This window comes from Pseudarthrobacter sp. MEB009 (assembly GCF_030208875.1).
Lineage (GTDB): Bacteria > Actinomycetota > Actinomycetes > Actinomycetales > Micrococcaceae > Arthrobacter.
In genome coordinates, this window is the sequence record NZ_JARVTC010000016.1 from 22,978 (window position 1) to 47,952 (window position 24,975).

25 protein-coding genes are annotated in these 24,975 nt (G+C 66.8%); 16 read left to right on the forward strand and 9 right to left on the reverse strand.

Annotated features, from left to right (window positions below; all coding sequences use genetic code 11):
* The first annotated feature begins 86 nt into the window (after nt 1-86).
* On the forward strand, nt 87-437 hold the full coding sequence (locus tag QRN07_RS16760) for an ArsR/SmtB family transcription factor (protein ID WP_050683512.1): 351 nt from the start codon (nt 87-89) through the stop codon (nt 435-437).
* Between the two features lie 485 nt (nt 438-922).
* On the opposite strand, the gene QRN07_RS16770 is transcribed toward QRN07_RS16760, so the two are convergent.
* Entirely contained in the window at nt 923-1,240 is a 318-nt protein-coding gene (locus tag QRN07_RS16770; RefSeq protein WP_056597433.1) for a hypothetical protein, read from the reverse strand.
* Between the two features lie 209 nt (nt 1,241-1,449).
* On the opposite strand from QRN07_RS16770, the gene QRN07_RS16775 reads away from it, so the two are divergent.
* A complete protein-coding gene (locus QRN07_RS16775) occupies nt 1,450-2,688 on the forward strand; it encodes an integrase catalytic domain-containing protein (protein WP_285241673.1) in 1,239 nt (412 codons plus the stop codon).
* A 63-nt stretch (nt 2,689-2,751) separates the two neighbouring features.
* Here the strand turns inward: QRN07_RS16775 and QRN07_RS16780 are convergent, their stop codons facing one another.
* Entirely contained in the window at nt 2,752-3,093 is a 342-nt protein-coding gene (locus tag QRN07_RS16780) for a thioredoxin domain-containing protein (RefSeq protein WP_285241674.1), read from the reverse strand.
* A 200-nt stretch (nt 3,094-3,293) separates the two neighbouring features.
* Here QRN07_RS16780 and QRN07_RS16785 point away from each other — a divergent pair, with 200 nt between their 5' ends.
* The 7 genes from QRN07_RS16785 (at nt 3,294) to QRN07_RS16815 (ending at nt 8,339) form a co-directional block, all read left to right on the forward strand.
* A complete protein-coding gene (locus QRN07_RS16785; RefSeq protein WP_285241675.1) occupies nt 3,294-3,602 on the forward strand; it encodes a hypothetical protein in 309 nt (102 codons plus the stop codon).
* A 214-nt stretch (nt 3,603-3,816) separates the two neighbouring features.
* Nucleotides 3,817-5,034, forward strand: a complete 1,218-nt coding sequence (locus QRN07_RS16790) for an MFS transporter (RefSeq protein WP_050683517.1) — start codon at nt 3,817-3,819, stop codon at nt 5,032-5,034.
* A 54-nt stretch (nt 5,035-5,088) separates the two neighbouring features.
* On the forward strand, nt 5,089-5,811 hold the full coding sequence (locus tag QRN07_RS16795; RefSeq protein WP_285241676.1) for an esterase/lipase family protein: 723 nt from the start codon (nt 5,089-5,091) through the stop codon (nt 5,809-5,811).
* A gap of 184 nt (nt 5,812-5,995) precedes the next feature.
* A complete protein-coding gene (locus tag QRN07_RS16800; RefSeq protein WP_056596784.1) occupies nt 5,996-6,544 on the forward strand; it encodes an alternate-type signal peptide domain-containing protein in 549 nt (182 codons plus the stop codon).
* A 70-nt stretch (nt 6,545-6,614) separates the two neighbouring features.
* Complete coding sequence (locus QRN07_RS16805; protein ID WP_285241677.1) at nt 6,615-7,232, forward strand: hypothetical protein; 618 nt, start codon at nt 6,615-6,617, stop codon at nt 7,230-7,232.
* Between the two features lies 1 nt (nt 7,233).
* Nucleotides 7,234-7,857 (forward strand): signal peptidase I, encoded by a 624-nt coding sequence (locus QRN07_RS16810; RefSeq protein ID WP_285241678.1) that lies wholly within the window; start codon nt 7,234-7,236, stop codon nt 7,855-7,857.
* On the forward strand, nt 7,854-8,339 hold the full coding sequence (locus QRN07_RS16815; protein ID WP_285241679.1) for a hypothetical protein: 486 nt from the start codon (nt 7,854-7,856) through the stop codon (nt 8,337-8,339). Before QRN07_RS16810 ends, QRN07_RS16815 begins: the two co-directional genes overlap by 4 nt.
* Nucleotides 8,340-8,885: 546 nt before the next feature.
* On the opposite strand, the gene QRN07_RS16820 is transcribed toward QRN07_RS16815, so the two are convergent.
* The gene (locus tag QRN07_RS16820; protein WP_050683523.1) at nt 8,886-9,797 is read right to left on the reverse strand and encodes a phosphatase PAP2 family protein; all 912 of its coding nucleotides are present in this window, start codon (nt 9,795-9,797) and stop codon (nt 8,886-8,888) included.
* Between the two features lie 120 nt (nt 9,798-9,917).
* Here QRN07_RS16820 and QRN07_RS16825 point away from each other — a divergent pair, with 120 nt between their 5' ends.
* From QRN07_RS16825 to menD, 3 genes are all read left to right on the forward strand, one after another.
* The gene (locus QRN07_RS16825) at nt 9,918-10,961 is read left to right on the forward strand and encodes an o-succinylbenzoate synthase (protein WP_285241680.1); all 1,044 of its coding nucleotides are present in this window, start codon (nt 9,918-9,920) and stop codon (nt 10,959-10,961) included.
* Nucleotides 10,962-11,047: 86 nt separating this feature from the next.
* A complete protein-coding gene (locus QRN07_RS16830) occupies nt 11,048-13,117 on the forward strand; it encodes a PhoX family protein (protein WP_285241681.1) in 2,070 nt (689 codons plus the stop codon).
* Between the two features lie 194 nt (nt 13,118-13,311).
* Nucleotides 13,312-15,054 (forward strand): 2-succinyl-5-enolpyruvyl-6-hydroxy-3-cyclohexene-1-carboxylic-acid synthase, encoded by a 1,743-nt coding sequence (menD, locus tag QRN07_RS16835; protein WP_502934796.1) that lies wholly within the window; start codon nt 13,312-13,314, stop codon nt 15,052-15,054.
* 97 nt (nt 15,055-15,151) lie between these two features.
* Here menD and QRN07_RS16840 read toward each other — a convergent pair whose 3' ends face one another.
* The 4 genes from QRN07_RS16840 to QRN07_RS16855 all read right to left on the reverse strand — a co-directional run bounded on the left by QRN07_RS16840 (nt 15,152) and on the right by QRN07_RS16855 (nt 19,265).
* Nucleotides 15,152-15,955 (reverse strand): amino acid ABC transporter ATP-binding protein, encoded by an 804-nt coding sequence (locus QRN07_RS16840; RefSeq protein WP_285241683.1) that lies wholly within the window; start codon nt 15,953-15,955, stop codon nt 15,152-15,154.
* Nucleotides 15,956-15,967: 12 nt separating this feature from the next.
* Nucleotides 15,968-16,759 carry an amino acid ABC transporter permease gene (locus QRN07_RS16845; RefSeq protein WP_050683528.1) on the reverse strand — a complete coding sequence of 264 codons (792 nt, stop codon included), beginning with the start codon at nt 16,757-16,759 and terminating at the stop codon, nt 15,968-15,970.
* 109 nt (nt 16,760-16,868) lie between these two features.
* Complete coding sequence (locus QRN07_RS16850) at nt 16,869-17,669, reverse strand: ABC transporter substrate-binding protein (protein WP_056596807.1); 801 nt, start codon at nt 17,667-17,669, stop codon at nt 16,869-16,871.
* Nucleotides 17,670-17,867: 198 nt separating this feature from the next.
* Nucleotides 17,868-19,265 (reverse strand): isochorismate synthase, encoded by a 1,398-nt coding sequence (locus tag QRN07_RS16855; RefSeq protein WP_285241684.1) that lies wholly within the window; start codon nt 19,263-19,265, stop codon nt 17,868-17,870.
* A gap of 101 nt (nt 19,266-19,366) precedes the next feature.
* On the opposite strand from QRN07_RS16855, the gene QRN07_RS16860 reads away from it, so the two are divergent.
* Genes QRN07_RS16860 through QRN07_RS16870 form a run of 3 tightly spaced genes read left to right on the forward strand, consistent with a single transcriptional unit; the run spans nt 19,367 to nt 22,576 of the window.
* Nucleotides 19,367-20,143, forward strand: a complete 777-nt coding sequence (locus tag QRN07_RS16860; protein ID WP_082484014.1) for a demethylmenaquinone methyltransferase — start codon at nt 19,367-19,369, stop codon at nt 20,141-20,143.
* A 4-nt stretch (nt 20,144-20,147) separates the two neighbouring features.
* Entirely contained in the window at nt 20,148-21,479 is a 1,332-nt protein-coding gene (locus QRN07_RS16865) for a geranylgeranyl reductase family protein (protein ID WP_056596813.1), read from the forward strand.
* The gene (locus QRN07_RS16870; protein WP_056596820.1) at nt 21,476-22,576 is read left to right on the forward strand and encodes a polyprenyl synthetase family protein; all 1,101 of its coding nucleotides are present in this window, start codon (nt 21,476-21,478) and stop codon (nt 22,574-22,576) included. The genes QRN07_RS16865 and QRN07_RS16870 overlap by 4 nt, the downstream gene beginning before the upstream one ends.
* Nucleotides 22,577-22,856: 280 nt before the next feature.
* On the opposite strand, the gene QRN07_RS16875 is transcribed toward QRN07_RS16870, so the two are convergent.
* Both QRN07_RS16875 and QRN07_RS16880 read right to left on the reverse strand, forming a co-directional pair.
* Nucleotides 22,857-23,282, reverse strand: coding sequence for a hypothetical protein (locus tag QRN07_RS16875; RefSeq protein WP_050683534.1), 426 nt, complete (start codon nt 23,280-23,282; stop codon nt 22,857-22,859).
* 13 nt (nt 23,283-23,295) lie between these two features.
* The gene (locus QRN07_RS16880; RefSeq protein ID WP_050683535.1) at nt 23,296-23,964 is read right to left on the reverse strand and encodes a trimeric intracellular cation channel family protein; all 669 of its coding nucleotides are present in this window, start codon (nt 23,962-23,964) and stop codon (nt 23,296-23,298) included.
* Nucleotides 23,965-24,025: 61 nt separating this feature from the next.
* Here QRN07_RS16880 and QRN07_RS16885 point away from each other — a divergent pair, with 61 nt between their 5' ends.
* Nucleotides 24,026-24,931, forward strand: coding sequence for a sirohydrochlorin chelatase (locus QRN07_RS16885; protein ID WP_056596825.1), 906 nt, complete (start codon nt 24,026-24,028; stop codon nt 24,929-24,931).
* Nucleotides 24,932-24,975: the final 44 nt, after the last annotated feature.

Here is a 24,975-nt window from a genome sequence, read left to right on the forward strand (position 1 = left end):
CAGTTCAGCAGTAAATTGATGAAGATCAATACAGGAGTATCACCATCTATATCGATGATTGTCAATCTGCATGCATAATGGAACGCATGAACTCCCTGCAAACTCTTGAGCCCGCGGTCGACGCCTCATGCTGCGTCCCCTCCGAAAGGCCGGCACTGAACGCTGAAGAAGCGCAGCAGAAAGCTCTCATCTTCAAGGCCCTGGCCGACCCGAACAGGCTGCGGCTGCTCTCCATTGTCAAAGCAGGCGAGTCAGGTGGGTCCTGCGTCTGCGACCTCACCGAACCGCTCGACCTTGGCCAACCGACCGTTTCCCACCATTTGAAGATCCTGGTCGAGGCCGGTCTGTTGCATCGCGAAAAGCGCGGCACCTGGGCCTATTACTCACTGATCCCAGGGGCGTTGGACGACGTCGCCGGCATCCTGGCCACTCTGTGACTGTGGTGAGCGTTCCCTGCATGACGCGGGCTGACTGGCCGGCCGTCCAGCGGATTTAACAGCTGCTAACACCCGGGGCCTCGGCGTCGGCAAGATCCTCCCGCACGCCCTCATCGGCTCCACCGAGAGCACCGGAATTTGGACCATCCAAGCCAGCGTATTCCCCAAAAACCACTCAAGCCTCCGTCTGCACGAAACGGCGGGGTTCACAATCGTCGGACGCAGAAGCCGCATCGCACTGATGCCACCCGGCCCACACGCGGGACTATGGCGCGACACAGTACTCATCGAACGCCGCTCCTTGGCGATCTGACCACAGCCGGATTCGGTCATCGGTCCGGGCAAAGAGGGTTTCCATGACCCCGGTGCGGCTACCCGTGTATTCAGGTACGGCCGCACTCGCGGGTGATGGAAGCTTTGAAAGATGAAGGTCACGTGGATCCCTGGGGCCCGAAGGGCGGGCGCTGGGGGATTCCTTGCCCTGGCTACGCGGCCAGGGCGCCCGGATGGTACTGGTGCATCGGGGCCAGGACGCTGATGGTGCAGTCGGACTGCTGCGGATCCACCCGGACGGGCAGATGGTGCTGCTGCGACGATGCCTGCAGCATCTCCAGGGCTTCCCGGTCCACACTTGCGTGGGAAACGTCGAGTTCCAGCTGGAGGTTCTGCTTCAGTGCGTTGGCCCGCTTGGCCACCACGTAGATTGCGTTGACGCTGTGGACGGTGACATGGCCTTTGGCGATCACCTGGGCACGGGCGCGGTCCAGATCCACCCGCACCACAATGTTGAGCTTCGAATTCAAAAAAACGGCCTTCCCCTGCCAAAGCTGCGACGCTGCAGCTTTGTGCTTTGGCCTCCTGCATAAGCCTCTACAAGGTTAGGTGGGAAATGTGATCTGCGCAACACCGCGCATTGACTCATAGGAAAGGTCCGTGGAGCGGGATACGTTGCCTCACCTGAAAAGGTCCGGGAATGCCGTGGTGCGGACATCCTTGAGGGATGGGTTTGACGATGAGTCAGCGCAAGGCGGTCACGTTAGTCAAGGCGCGGGCTTATGTCCGGGCGAACCGTGCCGGGAAGGTGCGGATCCTGGATGAGTTGGTGGAGCTGACGGGCTGGAACCGTGATTATGCGCGGAGGGCGTTGCGGCAGGCGCTGGAACTGCGGCCGGTCCGTGCCCGTCCGCCCCGTGCCCCGGTGTACGGGCCGAAAGTTATCGACGCGCTCGTGGTGTGCTGGGCGGTGCTCAGGGCGCCGGCGGGCAAGCGGCTGGCGCCGATGTTGCCGGTGCTGGTGCCGTTGCTGCGGCGGGACGGGGAGTTGGCCTTGACGGATGAGGATGCGGGGCTGCTGATGCGGATGAGTGCGGCCACGATCGACCGGCGGCTGGTGCCGGAGCGGGCGAAGCTGGTGCTGCGGGGACGGTCCCATACCAAGCCTGGGTCGTTGTTGAAGTCCCAGATCCCGGTCCGGACCTGGGCGGACTGGGATGATGCGGTGCCCGGGTTCGTGGAAATCGATCTGGTCGGCCACGAAGGAGGCGTCGCGTCCGGGGAGTTCTGTTTCACCCTGACAGTTACTGATATCGCCACGGGGTGGACGGTCAACAGGTCGGTGCCGAACAAGGCCCAGAAGTGGGTGCTTATGGCGCTGGAGTACGCGCTGGCCCGGTTTCCGTTCCCGGTCGTGGGGATTGATTCGGATAACGGATCCGAGTTCATCAATGACCATCTGCTCGCTTACTGCCACGCCCACCAGATCACGTTCACCCGGTCCCGGCCGGGGAACAAGAACGACGGGGCCCACGTAGAACAGAAGAACTGGGCCAGAGTCCGTGAACTTGTCGGCTACTACCGGTATGACACGACTGCGGAACTGGAGAAACTCAACGCCATCTGGGAACTGGATGCGCTCTTCACGAACTATCTGCTGCCACAGCAGAAGCTCATCTCAAAGGAACGCCACGGCGCAAGGGTGGTCAAGAAGCACGACGCCGCACTCACCCCGCATCAGCGCGCAGGCAGGGACCCGGGCATCCGTAAACGTCCCGTGATTGCCATGAACGCCCAGTTCAAACGCCTCAAACCCGCAACCTTGTCGCGGCAGATCCTGGCCCTGACCGGTCAGCTCGAGACCCTGACCCAAGCCAAAGCCGCACCCCGGGACTACAAGATCAACACCTGGTTCAACCCCTCACTGAACCGGACCATTTCACATGAGGCAACGACTCACCGTTCCCGGACCTATTGACATGAGGCAACAGGCACCGGATATCCGGCCGGTTTCCCGGGGCTGCCCGGTGCCGGGACCGGATCAGATGGTTTGCGGCAACCGGCCGGTCAAGGCAGCCACGGGAACGGCGGACCAGCGCCCGCTCTCCGGCTCGTAGGCGACCACCGTGGCGGACCCCGCGCCGCGCGCCTCGTCGATGGCCAGAAGCAGGGCATCCTCAAGGTGCCGCGCGTATTCCAGCCGCCTGTCCGGGGAACCCGGCAGGTCGCCGTCGTCAATCACCACATGGCCCTTCCCGTCCACGATGACCTTCAAGGAGTAGCCCCGGTCCTCGTGCAGCGAGCCGCGGGTGGACGAGATTTCGGTGACCCGGTCCGCCCGGACCAGTCCGTTTCCCAGCGTACGGATCCACACGTCACCCATGAATTTCCTCCTTCGGCGGTGGGCGCGGAGCAGCGCCCCATATGGCGAACGCTACTCCTCCGGGAGTCTTTTGTGACCCCTCCCGCAGCCCCCTCATGTTCGTCCGCCGGAACAGGTAAAGTTCCCGGCAGGCCGCCCCAAAGGGCCGCCGCCGGGGTTTGGGGGGACTTCCAGCAACATCTCTTGTTGGGGAGTCGGGCATGCGCGCTACACAGCAATCCATCACGGCCACAAAAGTACGACGGCGGCTGGCCAGATTGGCGGCCGCGCTCGCCGCCCTGCTGGCCACGGGGCTGATTGTCGCGGCCCCCGCGGGTGCCCTCGCGCCCGCGGATCCTCGGGCACCGGTGACGATCAACGCCTTCCTGGACGAGCCCAGCTGGGCCTATCTGTACCGGCCCTCGCTGGTGCAGATATCCCTGGTGGTGCCCGGCAGTATGACGCCTGTTCCAACAACGACTACTTTGGCCACGTCGGAGTTGTCCGCGGCTATGCAGCGCTGGCGCTGATCAGCGCGGACGGGTCACGCCAGCTGGCCATGATCGTGGCCCGGGCCCCGCGGCAGGACCCCGCGGGATTTGATGATCCAGAGTCCCTGGAGATGGCGGAGGCGGCGCTGGCGGCGCTCAATTCGGCCTGCTAAGGGGGCCGCGAAGGAGGGCCCGGGACAGGCCGCTGCCGCCCGGTCACGGAGGCCGCCCGGGCCGCCATAGGATCATTCTGATGACAGCTCCGGAAAACCCCCAACCGTTCAGCCTGCGCGGCATTGCCGTGGCGGCCTTTGGCCCCACGCTGCTCTACGGAATAGGCACCGGCGCCATCCTTCCCGTGGTGGCCCTCACGGCCCGCGACCTGGGCGCCTCCGTGGCGGTGGCCGCGCTGATCGTCACCGTGATCGGCCTGGGATCCTGGTTCTTCAACCTCCCGGCCTCGCTGGTGACCCTCAAATACGGCGAACGCTGGTCCATTGTGGGCGCCTCGGTGGCCTCCGCGCTGGCGCTGGCGGCAGCGGGGCTGACTCCCGTGGTCCAGAACGGGCTGTGGCTGCTGGCAGCGGCGATGGCCGTCGTCGGCATGTCCGGCAGCGTGTTTGGGCTGGCCCGCCAGAAGTACCTTACCGAGGCCGTGCCGGTGGAATTCCGGGCCAGGGCCCTGTCAACGCTTGGCGGCGTGAACCGGATCGGCGTTTTCATTGGGCCTTTCCTGGGCGCCCTCGCCATGCAGTTCGGCGGGATGAGCGCTGCCTACTGGGTGGGCGTGGTGGCGCTGGTGGCCGCAGCCCTGCTGTCCCTCACTATTCCGGACCTCGCCGCCGTGGAAAGCACCAAAGGCGCAGACGCCGGCCCGCAGCCCACACTCCGCAGTGTGGCCGTCTCCCACGCGGGCGTGCTGCTGAGCCTGGGCGTGGGCATCCTGCTGCTGAGCGCCCTCCGCTCCTCCCGGCAGGTGGTGATCCCGCTGTGGGCGGACCACCTGGGCATGGACGCCACATCCGCCTCCCTGATCTACGGGCTGTCCGGGGCCATTGACATGCTGGTGTTTTACCCAGCCGGCAAGCTGATGGACCGGAAAGGCCGGCAATGGGTGGCCATTCCCTCCACCCTGATCATGGGTATTGCCTTGCTCCTGATCCCGCTCACCGGATCATTTGTGGGGCTGCTGCTGGCGGCGCTGCTGATCGGCTTCGGCAACGGCATCAGCTCCGGGCTGGTGATGACCCTGGGCGCTGACTTCTCGCCTGACCGGGGCCGGGGCCAGTTCCTGGGGCTGTGGCGTTTTATGGCGGATGCCGGCAGCACCGGCGGCCCGGTCCTGCTCTCCGGGGTGACGGCGCTGGCTTCCCTGGGCGCGGGGATCTCAGCCACCGGCGTCCTGGGCTTTGCCGCGGCGGCCGTGTTCGCCGTCGTGATTCCCCGGCTGCGGCACAGGCGCAATTACTGACGGGTTGGGCGCGCGTTTGGTGGGTAGCCCGGCCCGCGGCGCTATCCTCGACAGATGAGGACACCGGGCCCCGGCCGCCGCATCAGCCCGCTGCAGAAAGCCGTGTGGTGGCTTCAGGACTACGCCTACGCCGCCAGCTGGCAAGTGCGGGGTTTTTTGTCGCGCGTGCAGCCGGGCTCGTTCCATCAGGGGCACCGCAACCCAGTGGTCATCATTCCCGGGGTCTACGAAAACTGGCAGTTTATGCTGCCGCTGATCCAAGCCATCCACGACGCCGGCCATCCCGTCCACGTGGTGACTGTCCTGCAGCGCAACCAGCTTGAAGTACCGGAGGCCGCCCGGCTGGTGGCGCAGCACCTTGAGGAGGCAGGACTCCGCGACGCCGCGCTGGTGGCCCACAGCAAGGGCGGGCTGATCGGCAAATACGCCATGCTGTCGCTGGACCCCGAGCACCGCATCCAGCGCATGGTGGCGGTGTGCACACCTTTTTCCGGTTCAAGCTATGCCCGGTACATGCTGCTGCCCAGCCTGCGGATCTTCTCGCCCCGCAACGCCGTGACGCTGCAGCTGGCCCGCGAGGAAGCCATCAACAGCCGGATCACCTCCCTGTACGGCCCGTTCGACCCCCACATTCCGGAAGGCAGCGTGCTTCCCGGCGCCACCAACATCGAGCTGCCGGTGGCCGGGCATTTCCGGATCCTGGGGGATCCCGGGACGGCGCGGATCATCGTTGAACAGCTGGATCTGCCTGCCGGGCCGGCGGCCACCGGGGCATAGCCGGCCCCGCAGGATTACGGCTTGAATCCTTTCATTCCTTGCTGACCTGCGGCTTTGATCTTTCGCAAATCTTGAGAAACCCTTTCAGCAACCCTGACGGTATCCCCTCCCTGTTCCTGATTTTCCTTGTGCAAAGTAGTCATCAGCAAGACAACAACCACACAAAAACTTTCAAGGGGTCATCATGAAGAACAGCACGCTGATCAAGGGAACCGCAGCCATCGCCGTAGGCGCCGCACTGTTGCTGGGCGGCGGCGGCACCCTGGCCGCTTGGAACGCGGAAGCCACCGCAGCGCCGGGCACCATCGTTGCCGGCGACCTGAACGTGGTCAAGACCGCTGCCGGCGTCTGGAAGGACCGCGCCGGAACCACCATCAACAACATCGGCTCCTACAAGGCGGTTCCCGGCGACAAGCTCACCTTCACGCAGGAAGTTGATGTCACCCTCACCGGCGACAAGATGGCCGCCAGCATCGTGGCCGAGGGCGTGGGCGCTTCCAACGGCTTCAACCCGGCCAGCGTTTCCGTCTCAGCCCCGGCCCTCTCCGTGGGCGGCGTGGCCGTGACCAACAACCTGGGCCCCAACGCCGCCGTCCAGAAGGTCACCGCCACCGTTACCTTCGAATTCCTCTCCACCACCACCGGCCGCACCGATGTGACCAAGTCCTACGACTTCGGCAACGTAAAGTTCACCCTGCAGCAGGTAGTTGCAGGCCAGGCCGGCCTGCTCTAGCCAGGCGCGGCGGGCGGACCATCCGCCGCCCGCCACCTGCCCGGACCGAGGAACAGCAACAGGAGGACGCATGCGCATCAGGCGCACACTGCAGGCGGCAGCCCTCATCGCCGCAGCGGTCCTCCTGGGCCTCCTCACGGTCCAGGGCACCTACGCCCTCTGGAACGCCAGCGCACTCACCGCGCCGGGCACCGTTTCCGCAGCATCCTTCGACGTGGCCATGACCTCCACCCTGGCAGGGCAGGCCACCAGCAACATGACCCTGCCGTCCGGCCAGTCGGCCAACCTGAACCTGGGCCCGACGGCGGCACTCCAACCGGGCGACAGCGTCCAGGCGGGGGTGGTGGTCACCAACAACTCCAATGCGTCCGGGGCCTTCAGCACCGCATTCACCGTGGGCCAGCCCTCGGTGACCGATACGCCAACTGTGGCCGATCCAAAAGCAGGCCTTGCCCACTACCTCACGGTCACGGCAAAAACCGCGGCCACGGCCGCGCAGTGCAATGACACCACCGGCTACGGAGCCGTCACCGGCCTCAGGTCGCCTGCGGTGGCCAAAGGCGGGGCTACAGTCTTTTGCTTCCGTGTCAGCCTAAGCCAGGAACCCGACTCATCCGTGAAAGGAAAAGCTGTGAACATCACGCTTCCCATGACCGCCCGTCAGTGCGGGGTGTCCGGTGACTGCTGACGTGGGTGAGGCACCCTTTGCCGGAACAACCGCTGACGAAACCGCTGCTGGCCCGGCCAAATCTGGAGGTGACGCCAAAAGCGGCGGCGCCTGGGCCGCCGTCGGCCGGATCCTGAGCATGGCCGCCATGCTGGTGGCGATGTTCGCCGCCACCGTACTGATCATTTTGCCCTTCGCTACCGGGTCGCAGACGTACACGGTGCTGACCAAGTCGATGGCACCCAAGTTCCCGCCCGGCACGTTTATGGTGATGAAGCCGGTGGCGTTCGATGCGCTGCAGTACGGCGACGTTGTCACATTCCAGCTGTATTCCGGCCGGCCCGATGTGGAAACGCACCGGATCGTCGGGTTTGGCGCCACGCAGGAAGGCGAAAAGACGCTCATCACACGGGGCGACAACAACGGGGCCAACGATCCCGAGCCGGTCCGCGCCATCCAGGTCAAGGGCAAGCTGTTCTACGCCGTTCCCTACGTCGGCTTCGCTGCCAACGCCCTGGGCAACGCCGACCGCGACACCTGGACCACTGTGGCAGCTGCCGGCCTGATCGGCTACGGCTCCATCCTGGTGTTCAAATCGGTCCGGAAGTCCCGCAAGTCCCGGTCCGACGTACCGGCTGGGCCATGAGCATGAAGCGGCTGCGCAGCCTGCCCGGAGCGGCACTGGCCGTTGGGGCGTTTGTCCTCACAGTGTTGCTGGGGGCGGGCGGCGCTCCGGCGTTGGCGTGGTGGGACCAAAATGGCTCGGTCAGCATGACCGTTACCGCCTCGAATACCTGGACCGGGCCAACCGTGACGCTCGGCTGCGCCGCGGACGGGACCAATGCTAAGAAGGTCAACGTGACCTACACGCTTTCCAGTGCGACGCAGTCGTTGAAGGTCGTGGCAAAAAAGGCCGACGGGAGCACCGGGCCCACCAATACGGAGCTGGCAAAACCCGGCGCCACCGGCAGTATCACTATTGGTGGCGACGATGACTTTGTTACCGCGAACCGGGTGGGTAGCGTGCTGACCCTCCGCGTGATTGCGACCTTCGCGAATCAGCCCCAGGTTACGGCCGACATTGTGCTTTCGCTGGGTGGTAGCAACGGGAAGATCTCCTGCCCCTGACCCGCCGTTTCACCCTTCCGCCGCCAGCCCGGCGGCAGCAGGCGCCGCTGTGCCCCCACACAGCGGCGCCGGCTGCTGCCGGGCTTGCGGCGTTTTAGGTGCATTGGTGAAACGTTGCTGCCGGGTGTCGCCAGCCAGGCCGCACCTGCAAAGGGCCCGCCTGTCCCAGGGCATAAAAAAAGCCGGCGGGATGCGCCGGCTTGAGCTGTGGTGGGGTCAGTGCGGCACTATGTTGGGAGCCGCCGTCGTGCGTCCTGAATTCCCAAAATTAGAAGTCCCGGCGCCGCCATATGGGGGGCAAAGGCGGCGCCGGGACGCTGGGGTAAGGCTGCAGGACCAGCCTCTGCCAAGCCGGTTTTCGGTTATCCCGGCGGCCCCCACTTCTGGAGGCCGCCAGGGCCCTGATGGCTGCACCATCTGTATCGGCCTGACAGGTATAACTATCCTCCGGGTGGCTCAAAATGCCTGCCGGAAATGAGTCAAGTTTCCCTCAAGCTTGCTGGCCCAGCCCCGGGTGCCACGCTTCCGCCACGGGCGGGGACGGAGCTAACGCGCCGGTACCGGCGCGGTCCGGCGCCGTGCGGCAAAAGCGAACAGCGAGGTCATGGCTACGGTCGCGAGGTAGCCGGCAATAACAATCAGGGCGATGCCGGCCCAGAAATAGTGTGTGGTGCTGACTTGCTGCCACGGACCGGGGGCGATCCGGACCAGCGAGTACACGGCCACCGCCGCCCAGGCCAGCCCGATCAGCACCGGCAGGGTCAACCAGATCCTGGCCGAGCCGAGGTGCCCGCCAAACCCGTCCCACGAATTCCACGAGCCGCGGCGAATGATCAGCCAGCCGGCGGGGATCATAAACGCGCCCACCAGGAGGAACGCGGCCACCACGTCCGCAGGCCGGTGCCACTGGTTGATCAGCGTTGACGCCCCGGACGCGATGGCAAACGTACCGCCCACAAAACCGGCCAGGGGCCGCCATTTGGGGGAGGACATCAGGAACAGCGCCGCTGCGGCGGAAGCGGCCAGGGTGGTGTGCCCCGACGGCAGCGAATTCAGTTCGAGCGTGACCACGCCCTTGTCCGGGCGGACCGGCAGGAATTCCTTCAGGATCTGGGTGGCAGCGTTCGCGCCGATGCAGGCCGCCACGGCAATGCCCGCCTCGGTCCAGCGCCGCCGGATCACCGTGACAAACAGGACCACCACAGCCGAGGCCACCAGGGAGATGGCAGGCAGCAGGTCCAGGAACCGGGTGCTGGCCTGGCCGGCCTGGCCGCTGATGTCCGCGGCTTCCACCAGGGCGGACTCGTCGATGAACTGTCCGGTGGTGGTGCGGACAAAGAAGTAGTAGGTGGCGATCAGGCCGGCGATGCACCCGAGGGTAGCCAGGACGAAGAGCAGGCCCGATCCCGGAGCGGGTCGGGCTGCAGTCCTGGAACGTGCGGGGTGTGAGACGGCCATGGCTTAAGGGTGGCACAGAAATCTGGGAGGCGGCTCGACTGTGCCGGCCAGGGCCGCCGCCGGCTTGGGGCGCCAAGGCTGCAGTCTTGTGGGCCGTTGCCGCGCCGGTACAGTGAATGCATGCCTGCTGACGCCGCCCAGCCGTTATTGCCGCCTCTGGAGGAGCTCCTGGCCGGGGCGAAGGTGGTGAGCCTGCCCATGCGCGTCCGGTTCCGCGGGATCCTGGAGCGGGAGACCCTTCTGGTGCAGGGGCCCGCCGGCTGGGGGGAGTTCTGCCCGTTCCCGGAGTACGGCGATGCGGAGGCTTCCCGCTGGCTCGCAGCAACCATTGAGGCCGCCTGGCACGGCTTTCCGGCACCCCTGCGCGGGCGGATCCCCGTCAACGCCACGGTGCCGGCCGTTTCCGCTGACCGGGTGCCGGAGGTGCTGGCACGGTTCGGCCGCGTGGACGCGGTAAAGGTCAAGGTGGCTGAGAAAGGCCAGCCCCTGGCCGACGACGCCGCGCGCCTGGACGCCGTCCGCGCTGCCCTGCCGGACGCCGCGATCCGGGTGGATGCGAACGGGGGCTGGGACGTGCCTGCCGCGGTGGCGGCACTCACCCGGCTCTCCGCCGTCGGACTTGAATACGCCGAGCAGCCCGTGCCCACCATCGAGGGGCTGGCCGAGGTCCGGACCCGGTTGTCCGCTGCGGGCACCCCGGTCCTGGTGGCCGCCGATGAGAGCGTACGGAAGGAAGAGGACCCGCTGAAGGTGGCCCGGGCCGGCGCCGCCGACCTGATTGTGGTCAAGGTGGCGCCGCTGGGCGGGGTCCGCAGGGCCCTGGACCTGGTGGCGCAGGCCGGACTGCCGGCAGTGGTCAGCTCCGCCCTGGACACCTCGGTGGGCATCCGGGCCGGCCTGGCCCTCGCCGCTGCGCTCCCGGACCTTCCCTACGCCTGCGGGCTGGGGACGGTGTCATTGTTCGAATCCGACATCACCCTTGACCCACTGGTGGCCGACGACGGCGCCATCACCCTCCGCGACGCCACCGCGGACGCCGGGCTGCTGGAGCGGTATGCGGCAGCGCCCCACCGCACCGAATGGTGGCTGGCCCGCCTGCGCCGGGTCCACGCAGTCCTGGCCGGCCAGGACACCGCCCGGCGCCTGCACGCCACGGGCGGTTAACCTCGACTTCACCTGCCCGACGGATGTCCGTAGGAACCGGCTGGCAGGGTGGGCCCGTCCCCATGACGACCTTTTGGAAGGCCCCCATGTCTGAAACGACCGCCCGCAAGTTCCCCCTGCTGCCCATGCTGGGCCACACCAAAGGCAAGCGCAGCGCCGTTACCTGCGCGCTGAAGTGCGACAACGCCTGCGCCAGCGAGGTCTGCAACACGAGCGAGAACGGCTACTTCCGCGACATCGCCTCCGCGACCCTGTCCCGCCGTGCCGCCCTGGGCTTCGGCGCCGCCGGTGCGCTCGCCGTCGTCCTCGGTTCAGCCGTGACCTCTGCGGAATCCGCCAGCGCCGCCGGACTGTCCCCGGCCGCCAAGGAGGGCTTCGCCAAGTCCAAGCTCCAGTTCACGCCCATCGCCGCCGTTGACGCCAGCGTGGATGCCGTGACGGTCCCCGACGGCTTCACCTGGCAGCCGGTGATCAGGTGGGGCGACCCGATCTTCGCCGACGCGCCCGCGTTCGACATCGCCAACCAGACGGCTGCCGCGCAGGAAAAGCAGTTCGGCTACAACAACGACTACACGGACATCCTGGAGATCCCGGGCAGCAAGGGCCGCCGCGCGGTGCTGTTTGCCAACCACGAATACACCAACGAGACCATCATGTTCCCGGCCACCATGCCGGCCGGCCAGGTGCGCGCTGTGGGGGCTGCCGCGCACGGGCTGTCGGTGGTGGAGCTGGAACGCAAAAACAAAAACAAGCCGTGGTCCTACGTCAAGGGCGCCGGCCTGAACCGCCGCTTCCTGAACAGCACCGCCTACGAACTCACGGGCCCCGTGGCGGGATCGCCGCTGGTCCGCACCGTCCAGGATCCCGCCGGCCGGACCATCAAAGGCACGCTGGGCAACTGCTCGGGCGGGACCACCCCCTGGGGCACCATCCTTTCCGGCGAGGAGAACTTCAACGGCTACTTCGTGGCGAAGGGCACCTCGGCCGCGGACAAGCGCTACGGCCTGGGCGCCAACCCGACGGTACGCCAGTGGGAGCTCGATGACCCGCGCTGGGATACCCGCAACCCCGGCTACGAAAACGAGGCCAACCGGTTCGGCTGGATCGTGGAGGTTGACCCGTTCGACCCCACCTCCACCCCGAAGAAGCACTCCTCCCTGGGCCGCTTTAAGCACGAGGGCGCCAACGTCATCGTGGCGAAGTCCGGGCACGTGGTGGCTTACTCCGGTGACGACGAGCGCTTCGACTACCTGTACAAGTTCGTCTCCGCCGGGAAGTACATCGAGGGCGACCGCAAGCACAACATGACGCTGCTCTCCGAGGGCAACCTTTACGTGGCCAAGTTCACCGGCAACTCGCCTGCCGCCGAGATCACCGGGGTTGGCAACGTGCCGGCCGACGGTGCCTTCGACGGCATCGGCCAGTGGCTGCCGCTGGTGGTGGACGGTGCGTCCGCGGTGCCGGGCATGTCCGTCGAGGAAGTCCTGGTCTACACGCGCCTGGCCGCCGACAAGGTGGGCCCCACCAAGATGGACCGCTGCGAGGACGTGGAGCCGAGCCTGCTGACCGGCAAGGTCTACGTGGCCTGCACCAACAACTCCAACCGCGGCGTCGGCGCCAACGAGGCCGCCACGGAAATGAACCCGCGCAACCAGAACCGCGACGGGCACATCGTGGAGATCACCGAAACCGGCGACCAGACCTCCACCACGTTCAGCTGGAACCTGCTGATGGTCTGCGGCGATCCCGCGCAGGGCGACGTCACCTACTTCTCCGGCTTCCCGGTGGACAAGGTCTCGCCCATCTCCTGCCCGGACAACCTCGCCTTCGACTCCGTGGGCAACCTCTGGATCTCCACCGACGGCGCCCCCTCCGGCATCGGCAAAGCGGACGGGCTGTTCAAGGTCACCGTGGCCGGCAAAGACCGCGGCAAGGTGGAACAGTTCCTTGCGGTCCCGCGGGACGGCGAAACCTGCGGGCCCATCATCCACGACGACGAGCGCACCGTCTTCGTCTCGGTCCAGCACCCGGGGGAGGACGGCTCCTTCGGCGCGCAGGTCTCGTTCTTCCCCGACTACGTTGCAGAGGGTACGACGCCGGCACCCGGCGCGGTGCGGGCGCCCCGTCCCGCAGTGATCCAGGTTTTCCGCGGCTAACCCGGTCCCTGCCCCGGCCCTTGCCCCTGCCCCTGCCCCGCTCCCTCCTCCCGTTGCGCTATCACCTATGGTCGTCATTTGGGGGTTTTGACGACCATAGGTGATAGGGCAACGCGGGGGGAAGGGCATGGCGCGTCTGGTTGGTGGGGCAACGCGGGGGACGGGCGGGCCGTGCCGGGTGGCAGACTGGGTTGGTGACTTCGCACAACGAACCGGCTCCCCACCCCACCCCTGATCCGACCGGCCTGAGCGCCCTCCAGGCGGCGCGCGCCGCCGTCGAAACCCTGCTCGACGGCGGCGTGCGGCACGTGGTGGTGGCGCCCGGCTCCCGGTCCGCGCCCATGGCCTACGCCCTGGCCGAAGCGTCCGCCGCCGGCCTGGTGGACCTGCTGGTGCGCATTGACGAACGGGCCGCAGGGTTCACGGCCCTGGGCCTGGCACTGTCCACCGGCGCCCCCACCGCCGTGCTCACCACGTCCGGGACCGCTGTGGGAAACCTGCTGCCTGCAGTGATGGAAGCCAACCACGCCGCGGTGCCCCTGATCGTCCTGTCCGCGGACCGGCCGGACGAACTGCGCGGCACCGGCGCCAACCAGACCACCATCCAGCCGGACCTGTTCGGGGAGCACGTCCGGTTTGCTGCTGACATTGCGGCGGGCAGCAACCCGAAACGGGCCATCCGGGCCGGCCTCTCCGCGGCTACCGGCGCCTTCCCGGACATCCCGCCCGGGCCCGTCCAGCTCAACCTGGCGTTCCGGGACCCTCTGGTCCCGGCGGCCGGGGACCGGCTGCCTGCCGCGGTGGACCGGAAGCGGTTCCGGATCGGCACGGACCCCTTGGTGATGAACCTTCCGCCCGCCGCAGACCATCTGCCGGAGCGGCGCACGGTGGTGCTGGCCGGGCACGATGCCGGCCCGGTGGCCGAGGCGTTCGCCCGCGCGCACAACCTGCCGTTGCTCGCCGAACCGTCCTCCAACGCCCGGTTCGGGCCCAACGCCGTGGGACCCTACCGGCTGCTGCTGGAGCATTTCGGAGCCGGATCAGCCATGCCCATCGAGCGCGTTGTGCTGTTTGGCCGGCCCACGCTTTCGCGCCCGGTGGCGGCGCTGCTGGCCCGCGCCGACGTGCCGTCGGCCTTCTACCAGCCCGTTCCGGTGGCCTGGTTCGAACCCGGCCGGCGCACTGAGCTGCCGCTGGACAGCCTGGCGGACCTCGCCGATTTCGCCGGCCGGGGACCCGCCCCGTGGCTGGACAGCTGGCTCCTGGCCGGCTCAGCAGCGCAGCATGCCCTGGACGGCATCCTTGCCGGCGTCCCTGCCGCGACGGGCCCGTCCACGGCGGCGCTGGTCTGGAAGCATGCCCGCGGCCAGCTCCTGCTGGGATCCTCGAACGGGATCCGCGACGCCGACCTGGCCGGCCTGCCCGCACCGGATCCTGCGGCTACCGTCTACGCCAACCGGGGCCTCGCCGGGATCGACGGCACCATCTCCACCGGCACGGGCATCGCCCTGGGCGGCGACCAGGAAACCACCATCCTGCTGGGCGACGTCACGTTCCTGCACGACGCCGGCGGCCTGCTGCTGGGCGCGGGGGAGGAACAGCCGGCGCTGCGGATCGTTGTCCTGAACGATGCCGGCGGTGCCATCTTCGACCTTTTGGAGCACGGGGAAGTAGCGGCCGCCGGAAACTACGGAGACGCCGTCGAGCGCCTGTTCGGTACCCCGCACGCCGTGGACATCGCGGCACTTGCGGCGGCGTACGGCGTCGGCCATTCCCTGGTGAGTACGACGGCGGGACTCGCCGAGGCATTGTCCCGGCCGGTGGCGGGGCGCAGCATTGTGGAGGTGCGCACCGAACGGGCGGGCCTGCGGGCGCTGCATGAGCGGATCAAGGTTGCCGTGGCTGCCGCTGCCGGGGGAGTCCTGGCCGGGCGCTAGGGCCTTCAGGACGCGCAAATCTACCCCCGACGCGCAAATTCCCTGGCGCCCCCCGAATATTAGGGGCGACAGGGAATTTGCGGGTCGAAAAGGCAGGCTACTCCTGGATGTCGATATGCGTGGGATCCAGGACCCGGCGCAGGAACTCCTGGGTGCGCGGCTGAGTGGGAGCGCTGATGACCTGCTCGGCCACGCCTTCCTCCACCACCACGCCGCCGTCCATGAACACCACACGGTCCGCCACTTCGCGGGCAAAGCCCATCTCGTGGGTGACCACCAGCATGGTCATGCCTTCCTTGGCCAGGTTCCGCATGACCGAGAGGACATCGCCCACGGTTTCCGGGTCCAGCGCGGAGGTGGGCTCATCAAACAGCATCAGCTCGGGGTCCATGCTCAGCGCCCGGGCGATGGCCACGCGCTGCTGCTGCCCGCCGGACAGCTGATCGGGGAAACGGTCGGCGAGGTGGCCCAGGCCCACCCGCTCCAGGTTGTGCAGCGAGACCTTGTCCGCTTCCGCCTGCGACCGCTTGAGCACCTTGGTCTGCGCGATCGAGCAGTTGCGCTTGGCGTCCAGGTGCGGGAACAGGTTGAACTGCTGGAACACCATGCCCACTTTGCGGCGCATCTTGTCGATGTCCACATCGGGGTGGGTCGCCTCGAAGCCGCCCACCTGGATGCTGCCCTGGTTGGGCTGCTCCAGCAGGTTGACGCAGCGCAGGAGCGTTGACTTGCCGGAGCCGGAGGGCCCGATCAGGCACACGACCTCGCCCGGTTTCACCTCGAGGCTGATCCCCTTGAGGACCTCGTTGGAGCCGTAGGACTTGCGCAGGTCCTTGATGTCGACCCCTGCTGCGTGGACTTTTGCGGCTCCCCCGCGGGGGCCGTTTACGACGTCGTTCATTGTCTTCCCTGCCTATCGCTTGGTCCGCGCGGAGCGGCTTTCGAACTTCCGGGCCAGGAGGCTCAGCGGGATGGTGATAACGAGGTAGAAGGCGCCGGCCACCAGCAGCGGCGTGAGGCCCGCACCCAGGCTGGAGATGCCATCACGGCCGAACTTGGTGAGCTCGAACTGCGAGGCGGTCAGGCCCAGCACGTAGATCAGCGAGGAGTCCTTGGTCAGCAGGATGACCTCGTTGGTCAGCGGCGGGAGGACGATCTTGAAGGCCTGCGGAATCACGATGGACACCATGGCCCGCCACTGCGGCATACCCAGCGACCGGGCCGCTTCCAGCTGTCCCTTGGGGACGGCCTGCAGGCCGGCGCGGAGCGTCTCGGCGATATATGCCGAAGCCACCATACCGAGGGAAATCATCACGATGATGGTCACGTTCCACTGGACGCCGAACGCCAGCGGGACGCCGTAGCCGAAGGCGATGAACACCAGCAGCGCGGGGATGCCCCGGAAAAACTCGATGTAGCCGGTGGCGATCCAGCGGTACAGCGGGAAGCTGGAGAGCTTCATCAGGGCCAGGAGCAGGCCGCCGCTGAGGCCCACCACAAAGCCCAGGAACGTGTAGATCAGCGTGTTTTTCAGGCCAACCAGGAAGATGTCCGGGAACATGGGCCCGATCTTGCCGAAGTTGAAGACGCTGTTGGCCATGGTCTTCCAGTCCGTCGCCAGGATCAGCGCGGCGATGGCCACCACGAATATTCCGGCCTGGACATACAGGCTTACTTTGGCTCGCTGACGTGCGGTCAATGCCATGGGGTGCTCAATTCGTTGTGCGTGGCGAAGGCCCCGGACGGACGTTCATCCGTCCGGGGCCCCATTACCTGTATCTGCTGACCGGGGCCGCGAGGGCTCCCGATGCTGCTTACTTAGCGGTTTCGCCGAACCAGGCGGTCTGGAACTTGGCCAGGCTGCCATCATCGGTAAGGCGCTTGAGCGTGGTGTTAACCTGCTCCAGCATGGCGGTGTTGCCCTTCTTCACGGCAATGCCCAGCTTCTCGCCCGTGGTGTAGTCCTCCACGCGGGTGAACTCGGTGTTGTCCTTGATGGCGTAGCCCAGGACCGATTGGTTGCCCAGTGCCGCGTCGATGGTGCCGGCTTCGAGGGCCTGGACCAGGAGGCCGGAATCCTCGAACTGCTGCGCTTCGATGCCCTTTTCCTGCGCGTACTTGGCGCCGGTGGTGGCCTGCTGCACGCCAACCTTCTTGCCCTTGGCTGAGTCGACGTTCTCTACGCCGGAGCCTTCCTTCGCCACGAGGGTCAGGTCGTCGTCCATGTAGGGGTCGGAGAAGTCCATGACGTTTTTGCGGACATCCGTGATGGAGACGGAGGAGATGGACACGTCGCAGCCGGTCAGGGCGGTGCCGGTCTCGATGGCCTCGAAGGAGCTGTCAACAATGTTGAGCTCGGCCTTCAGGTCCTTGGCGAGCTCGGTGGCGATGTCGATATCGAAGCCCACCGTCTTGCCGTCCTTCTGGAATTCGAAGGGCTCGTAAGGCACATCCGAGCAGATGGTCAGTTTGCCGGAGTTGATCAGCGAGATGCCGCCTTCGGAAGCTGCCGGGGTTGAACTGCCGCCGCACGCGGTGAGGGTGAGGGCACCCACGGCGAGGACTGCTGCTGCCTTGGCGGTCAATTTGGCCGTGGCCAGGGACTTGAGCTGCATGTTTCTTACCTTTTGTTGCAGGAGTATGCGGTACTAAATCGGTTCATAGTGTAGCGCCGATTATGAGATGTGCATCACAGGAAACTTAGTTTCACTATTGGATAACTAAAGCACAGTCGAAATCAAGGCCCCAGCCCGCGGGAGTGTCTGACATCCCGGACTAAGGTCCGCCACAGCTATAAGAGGGGGCGGCATGGGTCAGGAGCTGATGCCCAGGGACTCCAGCATGGGACGGAACTTGGCCCACGTCTCAGCCAGTTCGGCTTCCGGCTGGGAGCCTTCGACGATGCCGCAGCCGGCATACAGCCTGATGGTGTCCGGCGCTTCAATCACAGCCCCGCGCAGTGCGATGCCCCACTCGCCGTTCCCGGCCGCGTCCAGCCAGCCGACAGGTCCCGCGTAAGGCCCGCGGTCCATGTGTTCGAGCTTGCGGATCAGGGCACCGGCCACCAGCGTGGGGGTGCCGCACACGGCGGCCGTGGGATGCAGCGCGTTGATCAGGGCCAGGCAGGTGGGAACGTGCCCCTCAACCTCGGCCAATTCCGCCTTAACGTCTGACGCCAGGTGCCACACATTGGGCAGTTCCAGGATGAACGGCTCGTCGTGGGCGTTCATGGCTTCGGAAAACGGTGCCAGCTGCGTGGTGAGCGACTGGATGGCGATCTCGTGTTCGTGCCGCTGCTTCTCCGAGCCCGCCAGCACCCGCTCGGCAAATTCCAGCGGCGAGCCGGCCATGCCCTCGGCGTCACGCCGGTCCAGGGTTCCGGCCAGGACGCGGGCCTGCGCGGTCCGGCCTTCCACCTGGATCAGCATCTCGGGGGTGGACCCCACCAGCCCGTCCACGCCGTAGGTCCAGCATTCGCGGTACCGGACCGCCAGCTGCTGCAGGATCGCCGCCGCGTTGACACCCTCCGGAATGGTGGCAACAACGTCACGGGCCAGGACCAGCTTCTCCAGTTTCCCGGCGCGGATCTCTTCGACGCCGGCCGTCACGGCTGCCATCCAGTCGTGCTCGCTGAGCGAACCGGATTCGAGCTTAAGCGCGACGGCGGCAGCAGGTTCCGCCGGCAGCGCGGCGCCGGGACGGCCGGCGTCGCCGTGGCCGGCAGCAGGGGAGCCGGAGCCGGCGGAGTCGGAGCCAGCGGAGTCGGCAGCAGAAGGGGCGTCGGACTCCAGCCACCCCGCAAGCGCGGCGCGCGCGCCCGCTTCGGTGAGTGGGCCGCCGTCGAACGCCATCTGGGTGAGCCAGGCGCGGCCGTCCCGGACGCCCACCACAATCTCCGGCACAATCAGCCGGGAGCGGTGGCTGGAGACCTTGGAGAATGCGAAGGAACCGAACGCCACGGGACCGGTGCCGGGCAGCTCAACGGAGTCCGTGATCTCAGCCTCGAGGACCAGGTGCCGCCACCAGATGTCCGCTTCGAGGAAGCGGTCGGGCCCGCTCGCGGTGAAGCGGGTTATCTCGCCAAAACCCACCAGGCCGGCCTCGCGGCGGGTCCAGCAAAGGACGTCGTCCCGGACCAGAAACGAGGGCAGCCCCCCGGGGAAAGTGGTTCCATCCAGGGGGACTGTCAGGGTGCGGAACGTGCTCGTCATGATGAGACAACAGTACTCCCGCGTACCCCGCCCCCGGTCAGTGCCTGAATTGGGCGCCGAAGGTGGTCCGCAGCCTGCTGAACATTTGAGACAATGGACTGGTGAACCGAGCATCCTTGGATAAGCGTCCGGACGAAGTAGCCACGATGTTTGACGACGTCGCACCGAAATACGACGTCGTCAACGATGTCCTGTCCATGGGACAGACGCGCCGCTGGCGCAAGGTTGTGGTGGACGCGATGGAAGTCTCCAAGGGCCATCGGGTCCTGGACCTCGCCGCCGGCACCGGCACCTCCAGCGAGCCATATGCGGATGCGGGCATAGACGTGGTGGCCTGCGACTTCTCCCTGGGCATGCTCAAGGTGGGCAAGCGCCGCCGCCCGGACATCAACTTCATCGCCGGTGACGCCACCAACCTGCCGTTCGCGGACAACACTTTTGACGCCAGCACCATTTCCTTTGGCCTGCGCAACGTCAACGAGCCGCGCAAGGCCCTGGCCGAGATGCTCCGCGTCACCAAGCCCGGCGGACGCCTGGTCATCGCCGAGTTCTCCTCGCCCGTGGTGCCGCTGTGGCGCACCATGTACACCGAATACCTGATGCGCGCGCTGCCCGCCATCGCCGTCAAGGTGGCCTCCAACCCGGACGCCTACGTCTACCTCGCCGAGTCCATCCGGGCCTGGCCGGACCAGGACCACCTGGCCGCGTGGCTGCAGGAAGAGGGCTGGGAAAACGTGACCTACCGCAACCTGACCGGCGGCATCGTGGCCGTCCACCGCGCCTTTAAGCCCGCAGATTCGGCTCCGGACAGCGCGGCCGCCGCCATCGCCGCGCACAAGGGCCCGGTGGCAAAGCTGCGCCGCAACATCGTCCGCTAAGACTGTGAAGGTACTGATAGTCGGCGCAGGCCCGGCCGGATCCACCGCCGCGTACTACCTGGCCAAGGCCGGCCTGGACGTCACGGTCCTGGAAAAGACCAGCTTCCCCCGCGAGAAGGTCTGCGGCGACGGGCTCACCCCCCGCGCCGTCCGGGAAATCCAGAAGCTTGGCCTGCCGCACCCCGAAGGCGAAGGCTGGCGCCGCAACAAGGGCCTGCGCCTGATCGCCGGCGGCCGCACCGTCGAACTCCCGTGGCCCGAGGTCTCGGACTTCCCGCAGTACGGCCTGATCCGCACCCGCCTGGGCTTCGACGAGGAGCTGGCCCGGCACGCCCAGGCTGCCGGCGCCGAAATCCTGGAACGGCACAGCGTCACCGAAGCCCTCCGCGACGACAGCGGCCGCGTCACCGGCGCCCGCGCCGCGATCCTGGACGGGAACGGACGAAAGACGGGGCAGACGCGCGACTTCAGTGCCGACGTCGTCCTCGCCGCGGACGGCAACTCCACCCGCACCGCCGTCTCCCTGGGCATGCACAAACGCGACGACCGGCCCCTCGGCGTGGCCGTCCGCACCTACTTCACCAGCCCCCGCACCGACGACGACTGGATGGAAGGCTGGCTGGAACTTCCCGGCCGCGACGGCAAGCTCCTTCCCGGTTACGGCTGGGTGTTCGGCGTGGGCGACGGCACCTCCAACGTGGGCCTGGGCATCCTGAACTCCTCCAAGGACTTCGGCAAGCTGGACTACAAGCAGGTGCTCCGCGAATGGACCGCCGGCATGCCCGCCGACTGGGGCTTCACGCCCGAGAACCAGGTGGGCGAAATCCGCGGCGCCGCGCTGCCCATGGGCTTCAACCGCACCCCGCACTACTCGCCGGGCCTGCTCCTGCTGGGCGACGCCGGCGGCATGGTTTCCCCGTTCAACGGCGAAGGCATCTCCTACGCCATGGAATCCGCGCGGTTCGCCGCCGAGTTCATCATCGACGCCTCCTCGCGCACCGCCTCCTCCGGTGGAACGTACGACGCCGATGCGCACCTTTCGCGGTACGCGGACTACGTGCGGGACCAGTGGGGATCCCACTTCACCCTGGGCCGGGCCTTCGCCGCGCTGATCGGCAAACCCGCCATCATGAAACTCGCGCTGCGCACCGGCATGCCCATTCCGGTGCTGATGAAGTTCGTGGTGCGCCTGCTGGCCAACCTCACGGATCCGTCAGCCAAGGGCTTCGAGGACCGGGCCATCCGGCTCCTGGAATCGCTGGTTCCCGCCACATCCAACACCCCGTCTGCTTCGAACCAGCGGTATCCGCAACAAAAAGTTAGGGTTAACCCGTGACCAACGCCGCAGACCACAGCTGGACCCATGCCGGACACGGCAGCACCGACGCTGAGCCGTCCCTGAATACCAGCGCCATCGCCACCGGGCTCCAGCTGCCCGCAGGGTTCGCAGCCATCGCCGAAGATGCCGACCTGGGCCCCGCCATCACCACCAACCTGGCCAAGGTGGAGAAGAAGCTGCGCGAGGCAATCGCCAACTCCGACCCCCTGGCCGACGCCACGTCCCGGCATTTGGTGGAAGCCGGCGGCAAGCGCATCCGGCCGCTGCTGACCCTGCTCTGCGCACACCTCGGTGACGCTTCGCTGCCCGCCGTGGTGCAGGCCGCCGTGGTGGTGGAACTGACCCACCTGGCCACGCTGTACCACGACGACGTGATGGACTCCGCCCCGTTCCGCCGCGGTGCTCCCACCGCCCATGAGGTGTGGGGCAACTCCGTGGCCGTCCTGACCGGGGACCTTATTTTCGCCCGGGCCTCCATCCTGGTGTCCGAGCTCGGTTCCCGGGCGCTGGGCATCCAGGCCCGTACGTTTGAGCGGCTGTGCCTCGGCCAGCTGCACGAGACCGTGGGGCCGCGGCCGGACGAGGATCCGGTGGAGCACTACCTGTCAGTCATTGCGGATAAGACCGGTTCGCTGGTTGCCGCTTCCGGGCAGCTGGGTGCCATCTTTGCCGGCGCCGACGAAGCCTATGAATCCCTGCTGGTGGAGTACGGCGAGAAGGTAGGTGTTGCCTTCCAGCTCGCCGACGACGTTATCGACGTCACCGGGGTCAAGGTCAAGTCCGGGAAGTCCCCCGGAACCGACCTCCGCGAAGGTGTCCCCACGCTGCCCGTCCTGTTCCTCCGGCGCGATGCGGCTGCCGGCGACGAGTCCGCCGTCGAACTCCTGAAGCTCATTGACGGCGACCTGACCTCGGACGAGGCCCTGGCTGCCGCCGTGGCGGGCCTGCGTGGGCACGCCGTGACAGCTGAATCATGGGTGGTGGCACGCCGCTGGGCCGATGAGGCCATCGCCGCGCTGGCGCCGTTGCCCGAAGGTGTGGTCAAGTCCTCGCTGTCCAACTTTGCGCTGGCAGTCGTGGACCGGGCCAGCTGACATTTTGTGTGGAGCCCGGCGCCCGTTACGGGTGCCGGGCTCTTTTTGTCTGTTTGTTATGCGGGGCCTGCGCTAAGGGGCCTGTTAAACGGGACAGCCCCGGTTCGCAGCAAGGGATACGAGCTATCCGTTGCGTAGAACCGAGGCTATCTCTCCGTTCGCATCAGATCCGCCGGAGGCGTTTAGCGGATCCATGAAGAGTCTATGACAGTTTTGTCATATTGCGCAAGAGGTTTGTTATTGGGATTGTCACGAAGAGGTGTGTGCTGAAAGCCCGAGGCTAGGACTCGTCGTCCTCGAAGGCCCACTCGAACATGTCAAAGACGAACTCAGAGAAGGTTCCCTCTTCCGACTTCCACTGCGCGCGGGCATTGTTGCGCCGGTAGACGATGGGATCCGGGACGCCGAGGTCGCCGATCCGGAAGCCCCAGGTGAACTGTTCTTCCTCGTCCTCGAGGAACATCAGGAAGCCTTCGTCATCAACCTCGAGCTCTTCAGGGTCCCAGAAGTAGTGGTAGGCCTCCATGAGGTCCTCGCAGCCGCCGATGGCCAGGTAGAACTCGCGCAGCACCAGGGGAATCTCGAACTGGTGGTCGGCCAGGGCGGTGTCCAGCTCCTCGGCGGTGAGGCCGTCAGCTTCCTGCCATTCATCCTCGAGATACTTCGGAACCAGCGCGCGGAATTTCTCGAGGAACATGTCAGTCATGCTCATATCCTAGCTAATTCCGGGTGCCCGGTTTGCCGCCGCCGGACTGCCGTCGGTGCCGTCCATGGACCGCCATCGGCATGGTCCACGCACGGCGCCAGGCCACAACGCGGAATGCAAAAACCAGGGCGGCGACGCCGAAGGCCGTCAGGCCGTTGAACAACCCGCCCAGCCAGAGCAGGGTGGTCAGGGCGGCGCCGGTGAAAGCCGGGACTGCATAGAGGTCACCGTTGTTGAAAAGCTGGGGCACCTCGTTGGCCGTGACGTCGCGCAACAGACCGCCGCCCACGGCCGTGGTGACACCCAGCAGGATGGCCGAGTACGGGTTCATGCCCAGCGAAAGCGCCTTGAGCGTGCCGGTGATGCAGAACAGTGCCAGCCCGCCGGCATCAAAGAGGACCAGCAGCGAGGTGAAACGCTGGACGCTGGAATACAGCGAGTAGACCAGGAACGTGGCCAGCAGCGGCGGCAGCAGGTACGCCGGATTGGTGAACGCGGCCGGAACCGTGTTGAGGATGATGTCACGGATCACCCCGCCGCCCAGCGACACCAGGGACGCCAGCAGCAGGGAGCCCACTAAATCGAACTGTTTCCGGGCGGCCAGCAGCGACCCGGAGACGGCAAAGAAAAAGACGCCGGCCAGGTCCAGCCAGACCAGGGCGATGTCAAAAGGGAATGTCATTGGAACGTCCCGGTCATTCTCGGAGGGCGGACAAGGCGGCTCCAACGTTACGCTAGCCCGTATGAACAGCCCGATCATGATCGCCTGCGCCCACGGAACGTCCAGCGACATAGGGGGTGCCGAAGTCAACGGCCTCCGCGCCGGAATCTCCGCCCTGCGGCCCGGCCTGGACGTCCGCGAGTCTTACGTGGACGTGCAGGACCCGGACCTGGTGGACGTGATGGCCGGCCTGCCTGAAGGGGAGGCCGCGGTGGTGGTCCCGCTCCTGCTGAGCGTGGGATATCACACAAAAGTCGATATCGCCCGGGCCGTGGGCAGCCGCGCCAACAGCCTGGCCTCAGCGCCGCTGGGGCCGGACCCGCGGCTGGCGGAGGTCCTGGACCAGCGTTTGCGGGAAGCGGGAATCACCGCGGACGACGCCGTGGTGCTGGCCGCCGCCGGATCTTCCAACCCAGCCGCTGCAGTCAGCGTCCAGGAGGTGGCAGCGCACCTGCGGAAACTGCGCGGCAACAGGATTGTGCCGGCGTACGGTGCAGCCGAGAAACCTTCCGTGCCGGACGCCGTGGCCGCGCTCCGGGCCGAATATCCCGGGGGAGAGGGCAAGGGGCGGGTCATCATCGCTTCCTACCTGCTGGCACACGGGTTCTTCCACGACCAGCTGGCCAAAGCCGGGGCCGACGTGGTGGCCGAGCCGCTGCTGCCCTCCGACGTGCTGGCCCAGGTTGCCTTGGACCGCTACGACCACGCCGTCGCCGGCCACACAGCGCCCCAGGCCGGAGCACCTTCAGCGGCAGCGCCCCAGGCCAAAGCACCCCAGGCGACGGCGCCCCATGCTGCAACGCCGGCGGTAGCACCGGCGTCGGCCGCGGCGGAAACCGAGGCGGCGGAGGCACCTGCCGGTCCTGCACAGAAGCGGAGCCTGCCGGGCATCGTGAAGCGTTTCGTGACGAAATATTTCCCTAGGTGACTTAGCGTTTCCCGAACCTTTGTGACGCCATTCGGGCGGGACCT